Raw genomic sequence first — 15044 nt, 5'->3', positions numbered from 1 at the left:
AGTCATCGAGCGATGGCCGGTCCAGCGTTCCGCGCCGCCGCCGTACGGGTGCGCGTTCCCGCCAGCAGTGCCAACCTCGGCCCGGGCTTCGACGCCTTCGGGCTGTCGCTTGGGCTCTACGACGACGTCGTCGTCCGGGTCGCCGACTCCGGACTGCACGTCGACATCGCCGGCGAGGGTGCCGACACCCTGCCCCGCGACGAGAGCCACCTGCTCGTCCGCTCGATGCGCACGGCCTTCGACCTGCTCGGCGGGCAGCCGCGCGGCCTCGAGGTCGTCTGCGCCAACCGCATCCCGCACGGCCGCGGCCTCGGCTCCTCCTCCGCCGCCATCTGCGCCGGCATCGTCGCCGCCCGCGCCGTGACCATAGGCGGCGACGCCCGCCTCGACGAGACGGCCCTGCTCGAACTCGCCACCGAGATCGAGGGACACCCCGACAACGTCGCCGCCTGTCTGCTCGGCGGATTCACCCTCGCCTGGACCGAGGCCGGTGCCGCGCGGGCGATCAGGATGGAACCCTCCGATTCCATCGTTCCGGTGGTTTTCGTCCCCGGGAAGCCGGTGCTCACCGAGACCGCCCGCGGTCTGCTCCCGCGCACCGTCCCGCACGTGGACGCCGCCGCCAACGCCGGCCGCGCCGCCCTCCTCGTCGAGGCGCTGACCCGCCGCCCCGAACTGCTGCTCGCGGCCACCGAGGACAAGCTGCACCAGGAGTACCGGGCACCCGCGATGCCGGAGAGCATCGCCCTTGTGAACCGGCTGCGGGCGGACGGGATCCCCGCGGTCATCTCCGGCGCGGGCCCCACGGTGCTCGCGCTGGCCGAACACGGGACGGCCGACAAGGTCGCCCTGCTGGCGGGCGAGGGCTGGGCCGCGAACCGGCTCGACCTCGACATGTCCGGCGCGAGCGTGCTGCCGCTCGCGCCCTGACCGACCGGCCGCGCGGTCTTTCGAGCCGGACCGCGCGGACACGGGATTGCCGGTGACGGAGAGGGGGAATGTTTGTTGGAGCCGGTAGTGTTAACCTCAAGTCTGCACCCGACGTCTTCGAGACGCGGTGCTGAGTGTCCCCGTCCGGGACCACAGATTCTTCCGGGAGCCTCCTCCACTGCCTGAGCAGCCTGCCTGAGCAGTTTCGAGCACGCTCCGGAACCGGCGCGACACCCCTCGTTCTTTCTCGTCGAGGGCCGAGCAGGGGGCGCTCGGGCCGGACCCACAGCACGTTTTCCTCTCTCCGCCGCACCCGGCGGGACCACCGCCCCGACACGGTTCACCAAGCAGGACCGCTGCCGGACAGCACAACCGGTCGCCGAGCCAGATGGCCGACGTCCGCTCCAGGGAAGGACCCTTCGTGAGCGACACCACCGATCTGATGGGCGTGACTGCCGACAACAGTGTCGACACCACCGCGCCCGCCGCAGGTGCTGCCACTGGCACCACCGCACGGCGCCGCCGCTCCGGCACCGGCCTCGAGGGCATGGTCCTGGCCGAGCTGCAGCAGGTCGCGTCCGGCCTCGGCATCAGGGGCACCGCGCGGATGCGCAAGAGCCAGCTGATCGAGGTCATCAAGGAGGCGCAGGCCGGAGGCTCCGCCGCCGGTTCCGCCGCGCCCGCCAAGTCCGGCGACGCCGCCGAGACCAAGCCGAAGCGCCGCGCCACCTCCAAGGCCCGCACGGCCGAGTCCGCTGCCGAGACCGCCGCGCCCAAGGCCGAGAAGGCCGAGCAGGGCGAGAGCGCCGCCCAGCAGCAGATCGAGATCCCGGGCCAGCCGGCGGGCGAGGCCCCGGCCGGCGAGCGCCGTCGTCGGCGCGCCACCGCCCCCGCCGGTTCGCCGGAGGGCGGCGAGGGCAAGGCCGAGACCGCGCAGGCCGTCAAGACCGAGGCCCGTGCCGAGGTCCGTACGGAGACCAAGGCGGAGCCGCAGGCCGCGACCGACGCCAAGGCCGAGGCCGCCGCCGACGGTGCCGAGGGCCGTGGCCGCCGCGACCGCGGTGAGCGGGGCGAGCGCGGTGACCGCCGTGACCGCCGCGACCGTCAGCGCGACCGCAAGGGCGACGACCAGCAGGGCGGTGGCCAGGGTGGCCAGCGTCAGCGCCAGGGTGGCCAGGGCCAGGGCGGCCAGCAGGCCGGCCAGGGTCAGGGCCCGCAGGGCGGCCAGCAGGCCGGCCCGCAGGACGACGACGACTTCGAGGGCGGCCGTCGTGGCCGTCGCGGGCGCTACCGCGACCGTCGGGGCCGTCGTGGCCGTGACGACTTCGCGACCGGCGAGCCGCAGGTCTCCGAGGACGACGTGCTGATCCCCGTCGCGGGCATCCTCGACATCCTCGACAACTACGCGTTCATCCGGACCTCCGGCTACCTGCCCGGCCCGAACGACGTGTACGTCTCCCTCGCCCAGGTCCGCAAGAGCGGCCTGCGCAAGGGTGACCACGTCACCGGTGCCGTGCGCCAGCCGAAGGAGGGCGAGCGCCGCGAGAAGTTCAACGCGCTCGTGCGCCTCGACTCGGTCAACGGCATGGCGCCGGAGTCCGGCCGCGGCCGCCCCGAGTTCAACAAGCTCACCCCGCTGTACCCGCAGGACCGCCTCCGTCTGGAGACCGACCCGGGCGTGCTGACCACGCGGATCATCGACCTCGTGTCGCCGATCGGCAAGGGCCAGCGCGGTCTGATCGTGGCCCCGCCGAAGACCGGCAAGACCATGATCATGCAGGCGATCGCCAACGCGATCACCCACAACAACCCCGAGTGCCACCTGATGGTCGTCCTCGTCGACGAGCGTCCGGAAGAGGTCACCGACATGCAGCGGTCGGTGAAGGGCGAGGTCATCTCCTCGACCTTCGACCGTCCCGCCGAGGACCACACCACCGTCGCCGAGCTGGCCATCGAGCGCGCCAAGCGCCTCGTGGAGCTGGGTCACGACGTGGTCGTCCTGCTCGACTCGATCACCCGCCTGGGCCGCGCGTACAACCTCGCGGCGCCCGCCTCCGGCCGCATCCTGTCCGGTGGTGTCGACTCGACCGCGCTCTACCCGCCGAAGCGCTTCTTCGGTGCCGCGCGCAACATCGAGGACGGCGGCTCGCTGACCATCCTGGCCACCGCGCTGGTCGACACCGGCTCGCGCATGGACGAGGTGATCTTCGAGGAGTTCAAGGGCACCGGCAACATGGAGCTCAAGCTCGACCGGAAGCTCGCCGACAAGCGCATCTTCCCGGCCGTCGACGTCGACGCCTCGGGTACGCGCAAGGAGGAGATCCTGCTCGGCAGCGAGGAGCTCTCCATCACCTGGAAGCTGCGCCGGGTGCTGCACGCGCTCGACCAGCAGCAGGCGATCGAGCTGCTGCTCGACAAGCTCAAGCAGACGAAGTCGAACGCCGAGTTCCTGCTGCAGATCCAGAAGACGACGCCCGGCGGCGGCAACGACTGAGCCCGACACCTTCGCCGAGATCCTCGTCACACGGCGTGACGGCGGCCCCAGGGTCGTAACCTCGTCGTGACCTGCGCAAACGACTGCGCCCACCGTGCCCGGCACGGTGGGCGCAGTCGCGTTACGGGCCGTCGCTCATCCAAACCTCACAGCCACCCATGCAACCCTTTCGGGTGCTTTGCCGTCACACAAGGTGAACCATAGGGCTGAGGGAAGACGATGACCGAGCAGAACAGCACCGGCCGAATAGGCACCCGGGGCCGCCGCCGCAAGCCGCCCGCCAAGGGCCGCCGCGCCGCGGTCGTGGCCGCGTGGGCCGCCGCCGCGCTGGTCCTCGTCGGAGGCTCCGGACTCGGTTACGTGTACTTCAAGCTCGACGGCAACCTCGAAGGCGTCGACATCAACGCGGCGCTCGGCAAGGACCGGCCCGAGAACGTCGACAACGGCTCGATGGACATCCTCCTCCTCGGCTCCGACTCCCGCTCCGGCGCCAACGGCGCGTACGGCAGGGACGAGGGCGGCGCCCGCTCCGACACCGCGATGGTCGTGCACGTCTACGAGGGCCACAAGAAGGCCTCCGTCGTCTCCATCCCGCGCGACACCCTGATCACCCGCCCGACCTGCACCGCCGGCGACGGCACCACCGTCCCCGCCGAGCGGCGCGCCATGTTCAACACCGCGTACGAGGTCGGCGGCCCCGCCTGCGCCGTGAAGACCGTCGAGGCCATGTCCGGCATCCGCATGGACCACTACATCGAGGTCGACTTCACCGGCTTCAAGAAGCTCATCGACAAGCTCGGCGGCGTCGAGATCACCACCACCCAGGCCATCAAGGACTCCAAGAGCCACCTCGACCTCGCACCGGGCACGCACACCCTCGACGGCGAGCAGTCCCTCGGCCTGGTCCGCACCCGCAAGAGCGTCGGCGACGGCAGCGACCTCGGCCGCATCCAGCTCCAGCAGGCCTTCATGAAGGCCTTCATCGACCAGGTGAAGAGCGTCGGCGTCTTCTCCAACCCCAAGACCCTCTTCGACCTCGCCGACACCGCCACCAAGGCCATCACGCCGGACTCCGAGCTCGACTCGGTCAACGAGCTGATGGGCTTCGCCAAGGGCCTGTCCGGGCTCGGCGCCGACGACGTCCACATGATCACGCTGCCGGTCCGGTACGACCCCCGGGACCCCAACCGCGTGGTGCCCCTGGAGGCCCAGGGCAAGCAGGTCTGGGCGGCCCTCAAGGCGGACCGGCCGATCCCCGGGGCGGCCACCAGGGACGCCGCCACCGGCCAGGCCGCCGGCCTGGTCAGGTAACCCCCCGGACCGGCAGGCAGGCCGTCGGGAACAGTCAGGAATAGTTCCGCACCGACCCCGGTTTTGGGAGATGCGGCCGGTCCTGGCAGACTGGTACGTCGGCCCCGGTTCACGCATGTGCATCCCGCACGGGCGACCCGGAGCCCTCCCGAAACTAGGAGACACCTTGAAGCGCGAGATCCACCCCGAGTACGTCGAGACCCAGGTCAGCTGCACCTGTGGCGCGTCGTTCACCACCCGTAGCACCCTCACCGAGGGCACCATCCGTGCCGAGGTCTGCTCCGAGTGCCACCCGTTCTACACGGGCAAGCAGAAGATCCTCGACACCGGCGGCCGCGTCGCCCGCTTCGAGGCCCGCTTCGGCAAGGCTGCCGGCTCCGCCAAGAAGTAGCGAGCCACAGCGCCGGTCTTCGGCTGCCCCTGCGCGGGTGGCCGGGACCGGCGCTTTGCCGTCCCCGTAGCAACTGACGAAGACCCCAGGAGCCCCCGATGTTCGAGGCCGTCGAGGAACTGGTCGGCGAACAGGCCGACCTCGAGAAGAAGCTCGCCGACCCTTCGGTTCACGCCGACCAGGCCAACGCGCGCAAGCTGAACAAGCGTTACGCCGAGCTTTCCCCGATCGTCGCCACCTACCGCTCCTGGAAGCAGACCGGTGACGACATCGAGACCGCGCGCGAGCTGATGCACGACGACCCCGACTTCGCGGCCGAGGTCAAGGAGCTGGAGAAGCAGCGCGAGGAGCTCACCGAGAAGCTCCGCCTCCTGCTGGTCCCGCGCGACCCCAGCGACGACAAGGACGTCATCCTGGAGATCAAGGCCGGCGCCGGCGGCGACGAGTCCGCCCTCTTCGCCGGCGATCTGCTGCGGATGTACCTCCGCTACGCCGAGCGGATCGGCTGGAAGACCGAGATCATCGACGCCACCGAGTCCGAGCTCGGCGGCTACAAGGACGTCCAGGTCGCCGTGAAGACCAAGGGCGGCAACGGTGCCACCGAGCCCGGCCAGGGCGTCTGGGCCCGGCTGAAGTACGAGGGCGGGGTGCACCGCGTGCAGCGCGTGCCCGCCACGGAGTCGGCCGGCCGCATCCACACCTCCGCCGCCGGCGTGCTCGTCACCCCGGAGGCCGAGGAGGTCGACGTGGAGATCCACGCCAACGACCTGCGCATCGACGTCTACCGCTCGTCCGGCCCCGGCGGCCAGTCGGTCAACACCACCGACTCCGCCGTCCGCATCACGCACCTGCCGACCGGCATCGTCGCCTCCTGCCAGAACGAGAAGAGCCAGCTCCAGAACAAGGAGCAGGCGATGCGCATCCTGCGCTCCCGGCTGCTCGCCGCCGCGCAGGAGAAGGCCGAGGCCGAGGCCGCCGACGCCCGTCGCAGCCAGGTCCGCACCGTCGACCGCTCCGAGAAGATCCGTACGTACAACTTCCCGGAGAACCGCATCTCGGACCACCGCGTCGGCTTCAAGGCGTACAACTTGGACCAGGTGCTCGACGGCGAACTCGACCCGGTCATCCAGGCCTGCGTGGACGCGGACTCGGCGGCGAAGCTCGCCAACGCCTCGTAAGGCCGCGCAAGCGCGCAAGGCCGCGTAAGTACTCGTAAAGCCCCACCCGCACCACGGAGGACCAGCGTGAACCTGCTGCTTGCCGAGGTGGCCCAGGCCACCCAGCGGCTGGCCGACGCCGGCGTTCCCTCTCCGCGTTTCGACGCCGAGGAGCTCGCCGCGTTCGTGCACGGCGTCAAGCGGGGGGAGCTGCACAACGTCAAGGACGCGGACTTCGACGCCCGCTACTGGGAGGCCATCGCCCGCCGCGAGGCGCGCGAGCCGCTTCAGCACATCACCGGCCGCGCGTTCTTCCGCTACCTGGAGCTCCAGGTCGGCCCCGGCGTCTTCGTGCCGCGCCCCGAGACCGAGTCCGTGGTCGGCTGGGCCATAGACGCGGTGCGGGCCATGGACGTCGTCGAGCCGCTCGTCGTCGACCTGTGCACCGGCTCCGGCGCGATCGCGCTCGCGCTCGCCCAGGAGGTGCCGCGCTCGCGCGTGCACGCCGTGGAGCTGTCCGAGGACGCGCTGGTGTGGACCCGCAAGAACGTCGACGGCTCCCGCGTCGCGCTCCACGAGGGCGACGCGCTCACCGCGCTGCCGGAGCTCAACGGGCAGGTCGACCTGGTCATCTCCAACCCGCCGTACATCCCGCTCACCGAGTGGGAGTACGTGGCCCCCGAGGCCCGCGACCACGACCCGGAGATGGCCCTCTTCTCCGGCGAGGACGGCCTCGACACCATCCGCGGCATCGAGCGCACCGCGCACCGGCTGCTGCGGCCCGGGGGCCTGGTCGTCATCGAGCACGCGGACACCCAGGGCGGCCAGGTGCCGTGGATCTTCAACGAGGAGGCCGGCTGGGCGGACGCCGCCGACCACCCCGACCTGAACAACCGGCCGCGCTTCGCGACCGCCCGCAAGGCGACCCCATGACGATGTTCGACGTGTACGAGGAGGACCGGGACTGATGGCTCGGCGATACGACTGCAACGAGGCGACGGACCGGGCGACGGGTCTGCGTGAGGCCGCGTCCGCCGTACGCCGCGGCGAGCTGGTCGTCCTCCCCACCGACACGGTGTACGGGATCGGCGCGGACGCCTTCGGCTCGGAGGCCGTCGCGGACCTCCTGGCCGCGAAGGGCCGGGGCCGCAACATGCCCACGCCCGTGCTCATCGGCTCCCCGAACACCCTCCACGGCCTGGTCACCGACTTCTCCGAGATGGCGTGGGAGCTCGTCGACGCGTTCTGGCCCGGCGCGCTGACGCTGGTCGCCAAGCACCAGCCGTCGCTCCAGTGGGACCTCGGCGACACCCGCGGCACCGTCGCGATCCGGATGCCGCTGCACCCGGTCGCCATCGAGCTGCTCACCGAGGTCGGCCCGATGGCGGTCTCCTCGGCGAACCTCACCGGCCACCCGGCGCCGGAGGACTGCGACGCGGCGCAGGGCATGCTCGGCGACTCGGTCTCCGTGTACCTCGACGGCGGTCCGACCCCCGGCAACGTGCCGTCGTCCATCGTGGACGTCACGGGCAAGGTGCCGGTGCTGCTGCGCGAGGGCGCGCTGACGGCGGAGGAGCTCCGGAAGGTGGTACCCGACCTCGAGGTGGCGAGTTGACCGCCCCTGAGGGGCGTGGCATAGCGGGGCACGAGCACGACGGCAAGACCTTCCGCATCCTCCACGTCAGCACCGGCAACGTCTGCCGCTCGCCGATCACCGAGCGGCTGACCCGCCATGCCCTGATCGACCGGCTCGGCGACCCCATGGGCGGCGGTCTGATCGTGGAGAGCGCGGGCACCTGGGGCCACGAGGGCGCCCCGATGGAGTCCAACGCGGAGCAGGTCCTCGCGGACTTCGGCGCGGACTTCAGCGGCTTCATGGGCCGCGAGCTCCTCGACGAGCACGTCATCCGCGCCGACCTGGTCCTCACCGCGACCCGCGACCACCGCGCGCAGGTCATCTCGATGGGCCACTCGGCGGGCCTGCGCACCTTCACCCTGAAGGAGTTCACCCGCCTCGTCCGCGCCATAGACCCGGCCACCCTCCCGGACCCCCGCGACGGCCACGGCACGGTCGACCGCGCCCGCGCCCTGGTCCGCGCTGCCGCCGCTCTACGCGGGTGGCTCCTGGCCCCGTCCCTGGAGGCGGACGAGGTGAACGACCCGTACGGCGCCCCGATCACGTTCTTCCGCTCGATCGGCGACGAGATCAACCAGGCGCTGGATCCCGTGGTGACGGCCCTGACGGGCGTGCGGGCGCGCCGCTGACGTCGCCGGGTCGTCGGTCCGGCACCCCCCACCGCCGGTCGGAGGCCGGCGCAGCGGCTCGAAGCCTGTGAGGCCCTCTGGGGCCGAGCAGTGCGAGGGGCGCGTCGGGGACAGGGGCTCGACCAGGCGCTGGATCCCGTGGTGACGGCGCTGACAGGCGTGCGGGCGCGCCGCTAGAAGGGCCCCTTGCGGGGCCCTGGCGGCCCGTGGAGCAGTCCGGGGGGCGGGGTGGGGCACTGGTGCCTAGAGTGGGGTTTCAGGTCCCCCCTCACGCCCGGAGTGCGCCATGCCGGTCACCGCTCCCACCGAAGCCGAGCACGGGCTCGACGTGCTGCGCCGCCAGGATCCCGAGGTCGCCGACGTGATCCTGGGGGAGGTGCGGCGGCAGGGGGACAGTCTGCAGCTGATCGCCGCCGAGAACTTCACCTCGTCCGCCGTGCTCGCCGCGCTCGGCTCGCAGCTCGCCAACAAGTACGCCGAGGGCTACCCCGGCGCCCGGTACCACGGCGGCTGCGAGTACGTCGACGCCGCCGAGCGGATCGCCATCAGCCGCGCCACCTCCCTCTTCGGCGCCGAGCACGCGAACGTGCAGCCGCACTCCGGCTCCTCCGCCGTGCTCGCCGCCTACGCCGCCCTCCTCCGCCCCGGCGACACCGTGCTCGCCATGGGGCTCGCGTACGGCGGGCACCTCACCCACGGCTCGCCCGCGAACTTCTCCGGCCGCTGGTTCGACTTCGTCCCGTACGGTGTCGACGCCGAGACCGGGCTCGTCGACTACGAGCAGGTCGCCGCCCTCGCCCGGCACCACCGGCCCAAGGCGATCGTCTGCGGCTCCATCTCCTACCCCCGGCACCTCGACTACCCGCTCTTCCGCGCCATCGCCGACGAGGTCGGCGCGTACCTCATCGCCGACGCCGCCCACCCCCTCGGCCTGATCGCCGGCGGCGCGGCGCCGAGCCCGGTGCCGTACGCCGACATCGTCTGCGGCACCACCCACAAGGTGCTGCGCGGCCCGCGCGGCGGGCTCCTGCTGTGCGGGGCCGAGCTGGCCGAGCGGGTCGACCGGGCGGTGTTCCCGTTCTCCCAGGGCGGTGCGCAGATGCACACGATCGCCGCCAAGGCGGTGGCCTTCGGCGAGGCGTCCACCCCGGCCTTCACCAGGTACGCCCATCAGGTGGTCGAGCACGCCCGGGTGCTCGCGGCCGCCCTCGCCGCCGAGGGCTTCGCGCTGACCACCGGCGGTACCGACACCCACCTCATCACCGCCGACCCCGCCCCCCTCGGTGTCGACGGGCGCACCGCCCGCGCCCGGCTCGCCGCCGCCGGCATCGTGCTCGACACCTGCGCGCTGCCGTACGGCGACGGCCGCGGCATCCGGCTCGGCACGGCCGCCGTCACCACCCAGGGCATGGGCGCCCCGGAGATGGCGAGAATTGCGGCACTGTTCACTTCCGCGTTGCGGGACGACGCGGAGGAAACGGCCCGGGTACGCGCGGAAGTACGCGCGCTGGCCGGGCGATTTCCCCCGTATGGCCGGTAAAGCGGGCCCCACCGCAACCGTTCGCGGCACCCGTATGTCCTCAACCATGGGGACGGCCCGGCTAGGGTGTGGGGCTGAGATGGCCAGCGATTCCTGTGGGGCAGCCCGTGCGTGATTACCTGCTGACGCTCTGTGTCACGGCCGCGGTGACCTATCTGCTGACCGGTCCGGTGCGGAAGTTCGCCATCGCGACCGGCGCGATGCCGGAGATCCGCGCCCGCGACGTGCACCGAGAACCGACTCCGCGGCTCGGCGGCATCGCCATGTTCTTCGGGCTGTGCGCCGGCCTGCTCGTCGCCGACCACCTGCAGAACCTCAACAGCGTGTTCGAGCTGTCCAACGAACCCCGCGCGCTGCTCTCCGGCGCCGCCCTGATCTGGCTGATCGGCGTCCTCGACGACAAGTTCGAACTGGACGCGCTGATCAAGCTCGGCGCGCAGATGATCTCCGCGGGCGTGATGGTGATGCAGGGTCTGACGATCCTGTGGCTGCCCATCCCCGGTGTCGGCACGGTCGCGCTCACCCAGTGGCAGGGCACCCTGCTGACCGTCGCCCTGGTCGTCCTCACCATCAACGCCGTGAACTTCGTCGACGGCCTCGACGGCCTCGCCGCCGGCATGGTGTGCATCGCCGCCGCCGCCTTCTTCCTCTACGCGTACCGGATCTGGTTCAGCTACGGCATCGAGGCGGCCGCCCCCGCGACCCTGTTCGCGGCCATCCTGATGGGCATGTGCCTGGGCTTCCTGCCGCACAACATGCACCCGGCGCGGATCTTCATGGGCGACTCCGGCTCGATGCTGATCGGCCTGATCCTGGCCGCCTCCGCCATCTCCATCACGGGCCAGGTCGACCCCGACGCGCTGCGGATCTTCGAGGGTTCGACGAAGGCGGCCACGCACGCGGCGCTGCCGGTCTTCATCCCGCTGGTGCTGCCGCTGACCATCATCGCGATCCCGATGGCCGACCTGGTGCTCGCGATCGTGCGCCGTACGTGGAAGGGCCAGTCGCCGTTCGCGGCGGACCGCGGGCACCTGCACCACCGGCTCCTGGAGATCGGGCACTCGCACAGCCGCGCGGTGCTGATCATGTACTTCTGGTCGGCGCTCATCGCCTTCGGCACGCTGGCCTACTCGGTCCACTCGACCTCGATGTGGATCGTCCTCTCCGTGGTCTTCCTGAGCGCGGTCGGTCTGGTGCTGCTCCTGCTGCCGCGCTTCACGCCGCGCGCCCCGCGCTGGGCCGAGGCGGTCGTGCCGCCGCGCTACCGGCGCCGCGCGCACCTGGTGACGGCCCCGGAGTCGGCCGAGGCGGCCGAGACCGCCGAGGCGGCCCTCGGCGGGACGGAACCCGTGGCAGCCGAGCGCGAGCCCGTGCCGGCCGGAGTCAACGGGGCGACCGCCATCGGCCACCGTTCGCGCTTCTCCGACCGGAGTAAGGCCGGGGCGCGCGGTTGACGCACCGGTCGACGAAAGCCGTATTCGCGTCCAATACCAGACACTTCACCCCGCTGTCGTGCACACACGCGCGCGGTCACTCTCACGTGTGAGAGTTGGCACACCCACGGGTAAAGACCTATTCAAATAGTTTGTGATACGGTTCACGAGACCCGGCGACAGTGCCGAAGGACCGTAGTGCGACGGTCTGTTGGCCCCGAGACACACCTCGGACCGGGCTTACGCTCGTCCCTGACGACACCATCGCCCCCACCAGCAAGCGGAGACACCGCCATGCCGTCCAACGACGCACGCACCCTGCTGCACACCGCAGTGCCCACCGCCGCCGTAGGCGTCATCGCCACGGTCGTCAGCGGTGTGGTCGCCGGTGGCAAGGGTGCGCTCGGCGCCGTCGTCGGCACCGCGGTGGTCCTCCTCTTCATGGGTATCGGGCTGGTGGTTCTGCAGCGGACGGCGAAGAAGCTTCCGCAGCTGTTCCAAGCCATGGGGCTCATGCTCTACACGGCCCAGCTGCTGGTCCTCTTCATCTTCCTGGCCTTGTTGAAGGACACCTCGGCGTTCGACTTCAAGGCCTTCGCCTTCACGCTGCTCGCCACGACCATCGTGTGGGTCGCCGCCCAGGCCCGGGCCTATATGAAGGCCAAGATCATGTACGTCGAGCCCGACAAAACGGGACCGAAGTCGTGAAGGGTAGGGCCGGGATAAAGAGCCGTTCGGCTTCCTGCTATCGTCCGGTGCCAACTGCGGCACTGCGGGCGCGGGCATCCGAAGCGGCGCCTGTCCCAGCGCGAGGCTCGATGCCGAACCGCCGCCCCCTTATCCGTAAGACCAGTCCAGTGCCGACCCGCGGCTGCGTGCCGCGCCGACACAACGAGGTTGCCGTACCTATGCGCCACGCTGAAGGAGCCCGCGGTGAGTGCTGACCAGACGCTTGCCTTCGACCCGGATTGCCACATCTTCACCCCCTGTGGCTTCCCGGCGCCGGGGCTGCACACGTTCATGTACGAGCCCATGTTCTCCGTGGGCGGCTTCGACTTCACCAAGCCGATGCTGCTCGCCATCCTGGGTTCGATCGTGGTCGTCGGCTTCTTCTGGGCCGCGTTCAACAAGCCGAAGCTGATCCCCGGCAAGATGCAGATGGTCGGCGAGGCCGGTTACGACTTCGTCCGCCGCGGCATCGTCTACGAGATCATCGGCAAGAAGGACGGCCAGAAGTACGTGCCGTTCATGGTCTCGCTGTTCTTCTTCGTATGGATCATGAACCTCTGGTCCATCATCCCGCTGGCCCAGTTCCCGGTCACCTCGCTGATCGCCTTCCCGGCGGCCCTCGCGCTGATCGTCTACGTGGTCTGGGTCTCGCTGACCTTCAAGAAGCACGGCTTCGTCGGCGGCTGGAAGAACATCCTCGGCTACGACAAGTCGCTGGGCGCGATCCTCCCCCTGATCATGCTGCTCGAGTTCTTCTCGAACCTGATCATCCGGCCCTTCACGCACGCGGTCCGACTGTTCGCGAACATGTTCGCCGGTCACCTGCTGATCGTGATGTTCTCGCTGGCCACCTGGTACCTCATGAACGGCCTCGGCTTCGTCTACGCCGGCGCCTCCTTCGTGATGGTCATCATCATGACCGCCTTCGAGCTCTTCATCCAGGCCGTCCAGGCGTACGTCTTCGTCCTCCTGGCCTGCAGCTACGTCCAGGGCGCGCTCGCCGAGCACCACTGAGCCGGCCCGGCAGCAGCAACACCACCCCTTACCAACAGTCGTCCGGTGGCCAACCCCCACCGGGTCCTTGAAAGAGAAGGAAGAACCGGCATGTCCGCTCTCGAGACTCTCGCCGCCGTCAACGGAAACGTCGCCTCCATCGGCTACGGCCTCGCGGCCATCGGCCCCGGCGTCGGCGTCGGCATCATCTTCGGTAACGGCACCCAGGCCCTCGCCCGCCAGCCCGAGGCGGCCGGCCTGATCCGTACCAACCAGATCATGGGTTTCGCCTTCTGTGAGGCGCTCGCCCTCATCGGCATCGTCATGGGCTTCGTCTACAAGTAAGCCGGACCGACAGCCCGATTCTTTTTACGGAAGGCACTGATGTGAACGCTCTGCTTCTTGCGGAAGCGGCGGAGGAGCAGCCTCCGCTCATCCCGCATCTCGACGAGCTCGTCATCGGCCTGATCGCCTTCGTCATCGTCTTCGGCTTCCTCGCCAAGAAGCTCCTCCCGAACATCAACAAGGTTCTGGAAGAGCGCCGCGAGGCCATCGAGGGTGGCATCGAGAAGGCCGAGTCGGCCCAGATCGAGGCTCAGAGTGTGCTGGAGCAGTACAAGGCTCAGCTCGCCGAGGCCCGCCACGAAGCCGCGCGTCTCCGCCAGGAGGCGACGGAGCAGGGCACCGCGATCATCCAGGAGATGAAGGCGGAAGGCCAGCGCCAGCGCGAGGAGATCATCGCGGCCGGTCACACCCAGATCGAGGCCGACCGCAAGGCCGCGTCCGCCGCGCTGCGTCAGGACGTCGGCAAGCTCGCCACGGATCTGGCCGCGAAGCTGGTCGGCGAGTCCCTTGAGGACCACGCCCGCCAGAGCCGCACCATCGACCGGTTCCTCGACGAGCTCGAGGAGAAGGCCGAGGCCGTCCGATGAACGGAGCGAGCCGTGAAGCACTGGGCACCGCACGCGAGGCCCTCGACGCGCTGACCGACAACACGTCGGTCGACGCCGGCAGGCTCGCGGGCGAGCTGGCCGCGGTCACCGCGCTGCTCGACCGCGAGGTGTCGCTGCGTCGGGTCCTGACCGACCCGGCGCAGGCGGGCGAGGCCAAGGCCGAACTCGCACAGCGCCTCCTGTCGGGTCAGGTGGACGGCCCCGCCGTCGACCTGGTCTCCGGAATGGTCCGCTCCCGCTGGTCGCAGTCGCGCGACCTGGTCGACGGTCTCGAGGAGCTGGCGAACACCGCCGACCTCACCGCCGCCCAGAAGGCGGGCGCCCTCGACGACGTCGAGGACGAGCTGTTCCGGTTCGGCCGGATCGTCTCCTCCAGCACCGAGCTCCGCTCGGCGCTGACGGACAAGAAGGCCACGGCCTCCGCCAAGGGCGAGCTGCTCCGCAGTCTGCTCGGCGGCAAGGCCGACGCCGTCACCGAGCGCCTGGTCGTCCGTCTGGTGACCCAGCCCCGGGGACGTAGCCTGGAGTCGGGACTCGAGTCCCTGTCCAAGCTCGCCGCGGCGCGCCGGGACCGCATGGTCGCCGTCGTCACCTCGGCGGTGCCGCTGACCGACCAGCAGAAGCAGCGCCTCGGTGCCGTTCTCGCCAAGCTGTACGGCCGCTCGATGCACCTGAACCTGGACGTGGACCCGGCGGTCCTCGGCGGGATCTCGGTGCGCGTCGGCGACGAGGTCATCGACGGCACGATCGCGGAGCGTCTCGACGAGGCGACCCGCCGTCTGGCCGGCTGACGGCAGCCACACAGCAGAACAGCAACACAGCAACACAAGCGGCCCGGTTGGGCCGTG

15 protein-coding genes are annotated in these 15044 nt (G+C 70.5%); all 15 read left to right on the top strand.

Translation table 11 applies throughout. The annotated features are described in order from the left end of the window. Positions 1-12: 12 nt before the first annotated feature. The 15 genes from thrB to AB0M18_RS04155 all read left to right on the top strand — a co-directional run bounded on the left by thrB (position 13) and on the right by AB0M18_RS04155 (position 14987). The gene (thrB, locus tag AB0M18_RS04225; protein ID WP_365755255.1) at positions 13-930 is read left to right on the top strand and encodes a homoserine kinase; all 918 of its coding nucleotides are present in this window, start codon (positions 13-15) and stop codon (positions 928-930) included. 421 nt (positions 931-1351) lie between these two features. Further along, entirely contained in the window at positions 1352-3424 is a 2073-nt protein-coding gene (rho, locus tag AB0M18_RS04220; protein WP_365755254.1) for a transcription termination factor Rho, read from the top strand. Positions 3425-3643: 219 nt separating this feature from the next. Further along, entirely contained in the window at positions 3644-4735 is a 1092-nt protein-coding gene (locus AB0M18_RS04215; RefSeq protein ID WP_365755253.1) for an LCP family protein, read from the top strand. Between the two features lie 166 nt (positions 4736-4901). Then, complete coding sequence (rpmE, locus tag AB0M18_RS04210; protein WP_030761597.1) at positions 4902-5126, top strand: 50S ribosomal protein L31; 225 nt, start codon at positions 4902-4904, stop codon at positions 5124-5126. 98 nt (positions 5127-5224) lie between these two features. Further along, positions 5225-6304 (top strand): peptide chain release factor 1, encoded by a 1080-nt coding sequence (gene prfA, locus AB0M18_RS04205; RefSeq protein WP_365755252.1) that lies wholly within the window; start codon positions 5225-5227, stop codon positions 6302-6304. Between the two features lie 66 nt (positions 6305-6370). Continuing rightward, the gene (prmC, locus tag AB0M18_RS04200; RefSeq protein ID WP_365755251.1) at positions 6371-7216 is read left to right on the top strand and encodes a peptide chain release factor N(5)-glutamine methyltransferase; all 846 of its coding nucleotides are present in this window, start codon (positions 6371-6373) and stop codon (positions 7214-7216) included. A 34-nt stretch (positions 7217-7250) separates the two neighbouring features. Next, entirely contained in the window at positions 7251-7898 is a 648-nt protein-coding gene (locus AB0M18_RS04195) for an L-threonylcarbamoyladenylate synthase (protein ID WP_365755250.1), read from the top strand. Next, the gene (locus AB0M18_RS04190) at positions 7895-8548 is read left to right on the top strand and encodes a protein-tyrosine-phosphatase (RefSeq protein WP_365755249.1); all 654 of its coding nucleotides are present in this window, start codon (positions 7895-7897) and stop codon (positions 8546-8548) included. The genes AB0M18_RS04195 and AB0M18_RS04190 overlap by 4 nt, the downstream gene beginning before the upstream one ends. 286 nt (positions 8549-8834) lie before the next feature. Then, positions 8835-10088 carry a serine hydroxymethyltransferase gene (glyA, locus tag AB0M18_RS04185; RefSeq protein WP_365755248.1) on the top strand — a complete coding sequence of 418 codons (1254 nt, stop codon included), beginning with the start codon at positions 8835-8837 and terminating at the stop codon, positions 10086-10088. 107 nt (positions 10089-10195) lie between these two features. Next, positions 10196-11542, top strand: coding sequence for an MraY family glycosyltransferase (locus tag AB0M18_RS04180; protein WP_365755247.1), 1347 nt, complete (start codon positions 10196-10198; stop codon positions 11540-11542). A 273-nt stretch (positions 11543-11815) separates the two neighbouring features. Beyond that, positions 11816-12229 (top strand): hypothetical protein, encoded by a 414-nt coding sequence (locus tag AB0M18_RS04175; RefSeq protein WP_365755246.1) that lies wholly within the window; start codon positions 11816-11818, stop codon positions 12227-12229. A gap of 225 nt (positions 12230-12454) precedes the next feature. Then, positions 12455-13264 (top strand): F0F1 ATP synthase subunit A, encoded by an 810-nt coding sequence (gene atpB, locus AB0M18_RS04170; protein WP_365755245.1) that lies wholly within the window; start codon positions 12455-12457, stop codon positions 13262-13264. Between the two features lie 90 nt (positions 13265-13354). After that, positions 13355-13588 carry an ATP synthase F0 subunit C gene (gene atpE, locus AB0M18_RS04165; protein ID WP_010474382.1) on the top strand — a complete coding sequence of 78 codons (234 nt, stop codon included), beginning with the start codon at positions 13355-13357 and terminating at the stop codon, positions 13586-13588. Between the two features lie 41 nt (positions 13589-13629). Then, entirely contained in the window at positions 13630-14175 is a 546-nt protein-coding gene (locus tag AB0M18_RS04160; RefSeq protein ID WP_265868513.1) for a F0F1 ATP synthase subunit B, read from the top strand. Next, a complete protein-coding gene (locus tag AB0M18_RS04155) occupies positions 14172-14987 on the top strand; it encodes a F0F1 ATP synthase subunit delta (protein ID WP_365755244.1) in 816 nt (271 codons plus the stop codon). Before AB0M18_RS04160 ends, AB0M18_RS04155 begins: the two co-directional genes overlap by 4 nt. Positions 14988-15044: the final 57 nt, after the last annotated feature.

It is taken from the genome of Streptomyces sp. NPDC051909, assembly GCF_040681095.1.
Lineage (GTDB): Bacteria > Actinomycetota > Actinomycetes > Streptomycetales > Streptomycetaceae > Streptomyces.
The sequence above is the reverse complement of the archived record's forward strand: the minus strand, read 5'-3'. Positions and strand labels throughout refer to the sequence as shown.

Coding starts and splice junctions, on each gene's coding strand:
- thrB (WP_365755255.1), top strand. CDS start 13: ATGGCCGGTCCAGCGTTCCGCGCCGCCGCCGTACGGGTGCGCGTTCCC.
- AB0M18_RS04215 (WP_365755253.1), top strand. CDS start 3,644: ATGACCGAGCAGAACAGCACCGGCCGAATAGGCACCCGGGGCCGCCGC.
- prfA (WP_365755252.1), top strand. CDS start 5,225: ATGTTCGAGGCCGTCGAGGAACTGGTCGGCGAACAGGCCGACCTCGAG.
- AB0M18_RS04195 (WP_365755250.1), top strand. CDS start 7,251: ATGGCTCGGCGATACGACTGCAACGAGGCGACGGACCGGGCGACGGGT.
- glyA (WP_365755248.1), top strand. CDS start 8,835: ATGCCGGTCACCGCTCCCACCGAAGCCGAGCACGGGCTCGACGTGCTG.
- AB0M18_RS04175 (WP_365755246.1), top strand. CDS start 11,816: ATGCCGTCCAACGACGCACGCACCCTGCTGCACACCGCAGTGCCCACC.
- atpE (WP_010474382.1), top strand. CDS start 13,355: ATGTCCGCTCTCGAGACTCTCGCCGCCGTCAACGGAAACGTCGCCTCC.
- AB0M18_RS04155 (WP_365755244.1), top strand. CDS start 14,172: ATGAACGGAGCGAGCCGTGAAGCACTGGGCACCGCACGCGAGGCCCTC.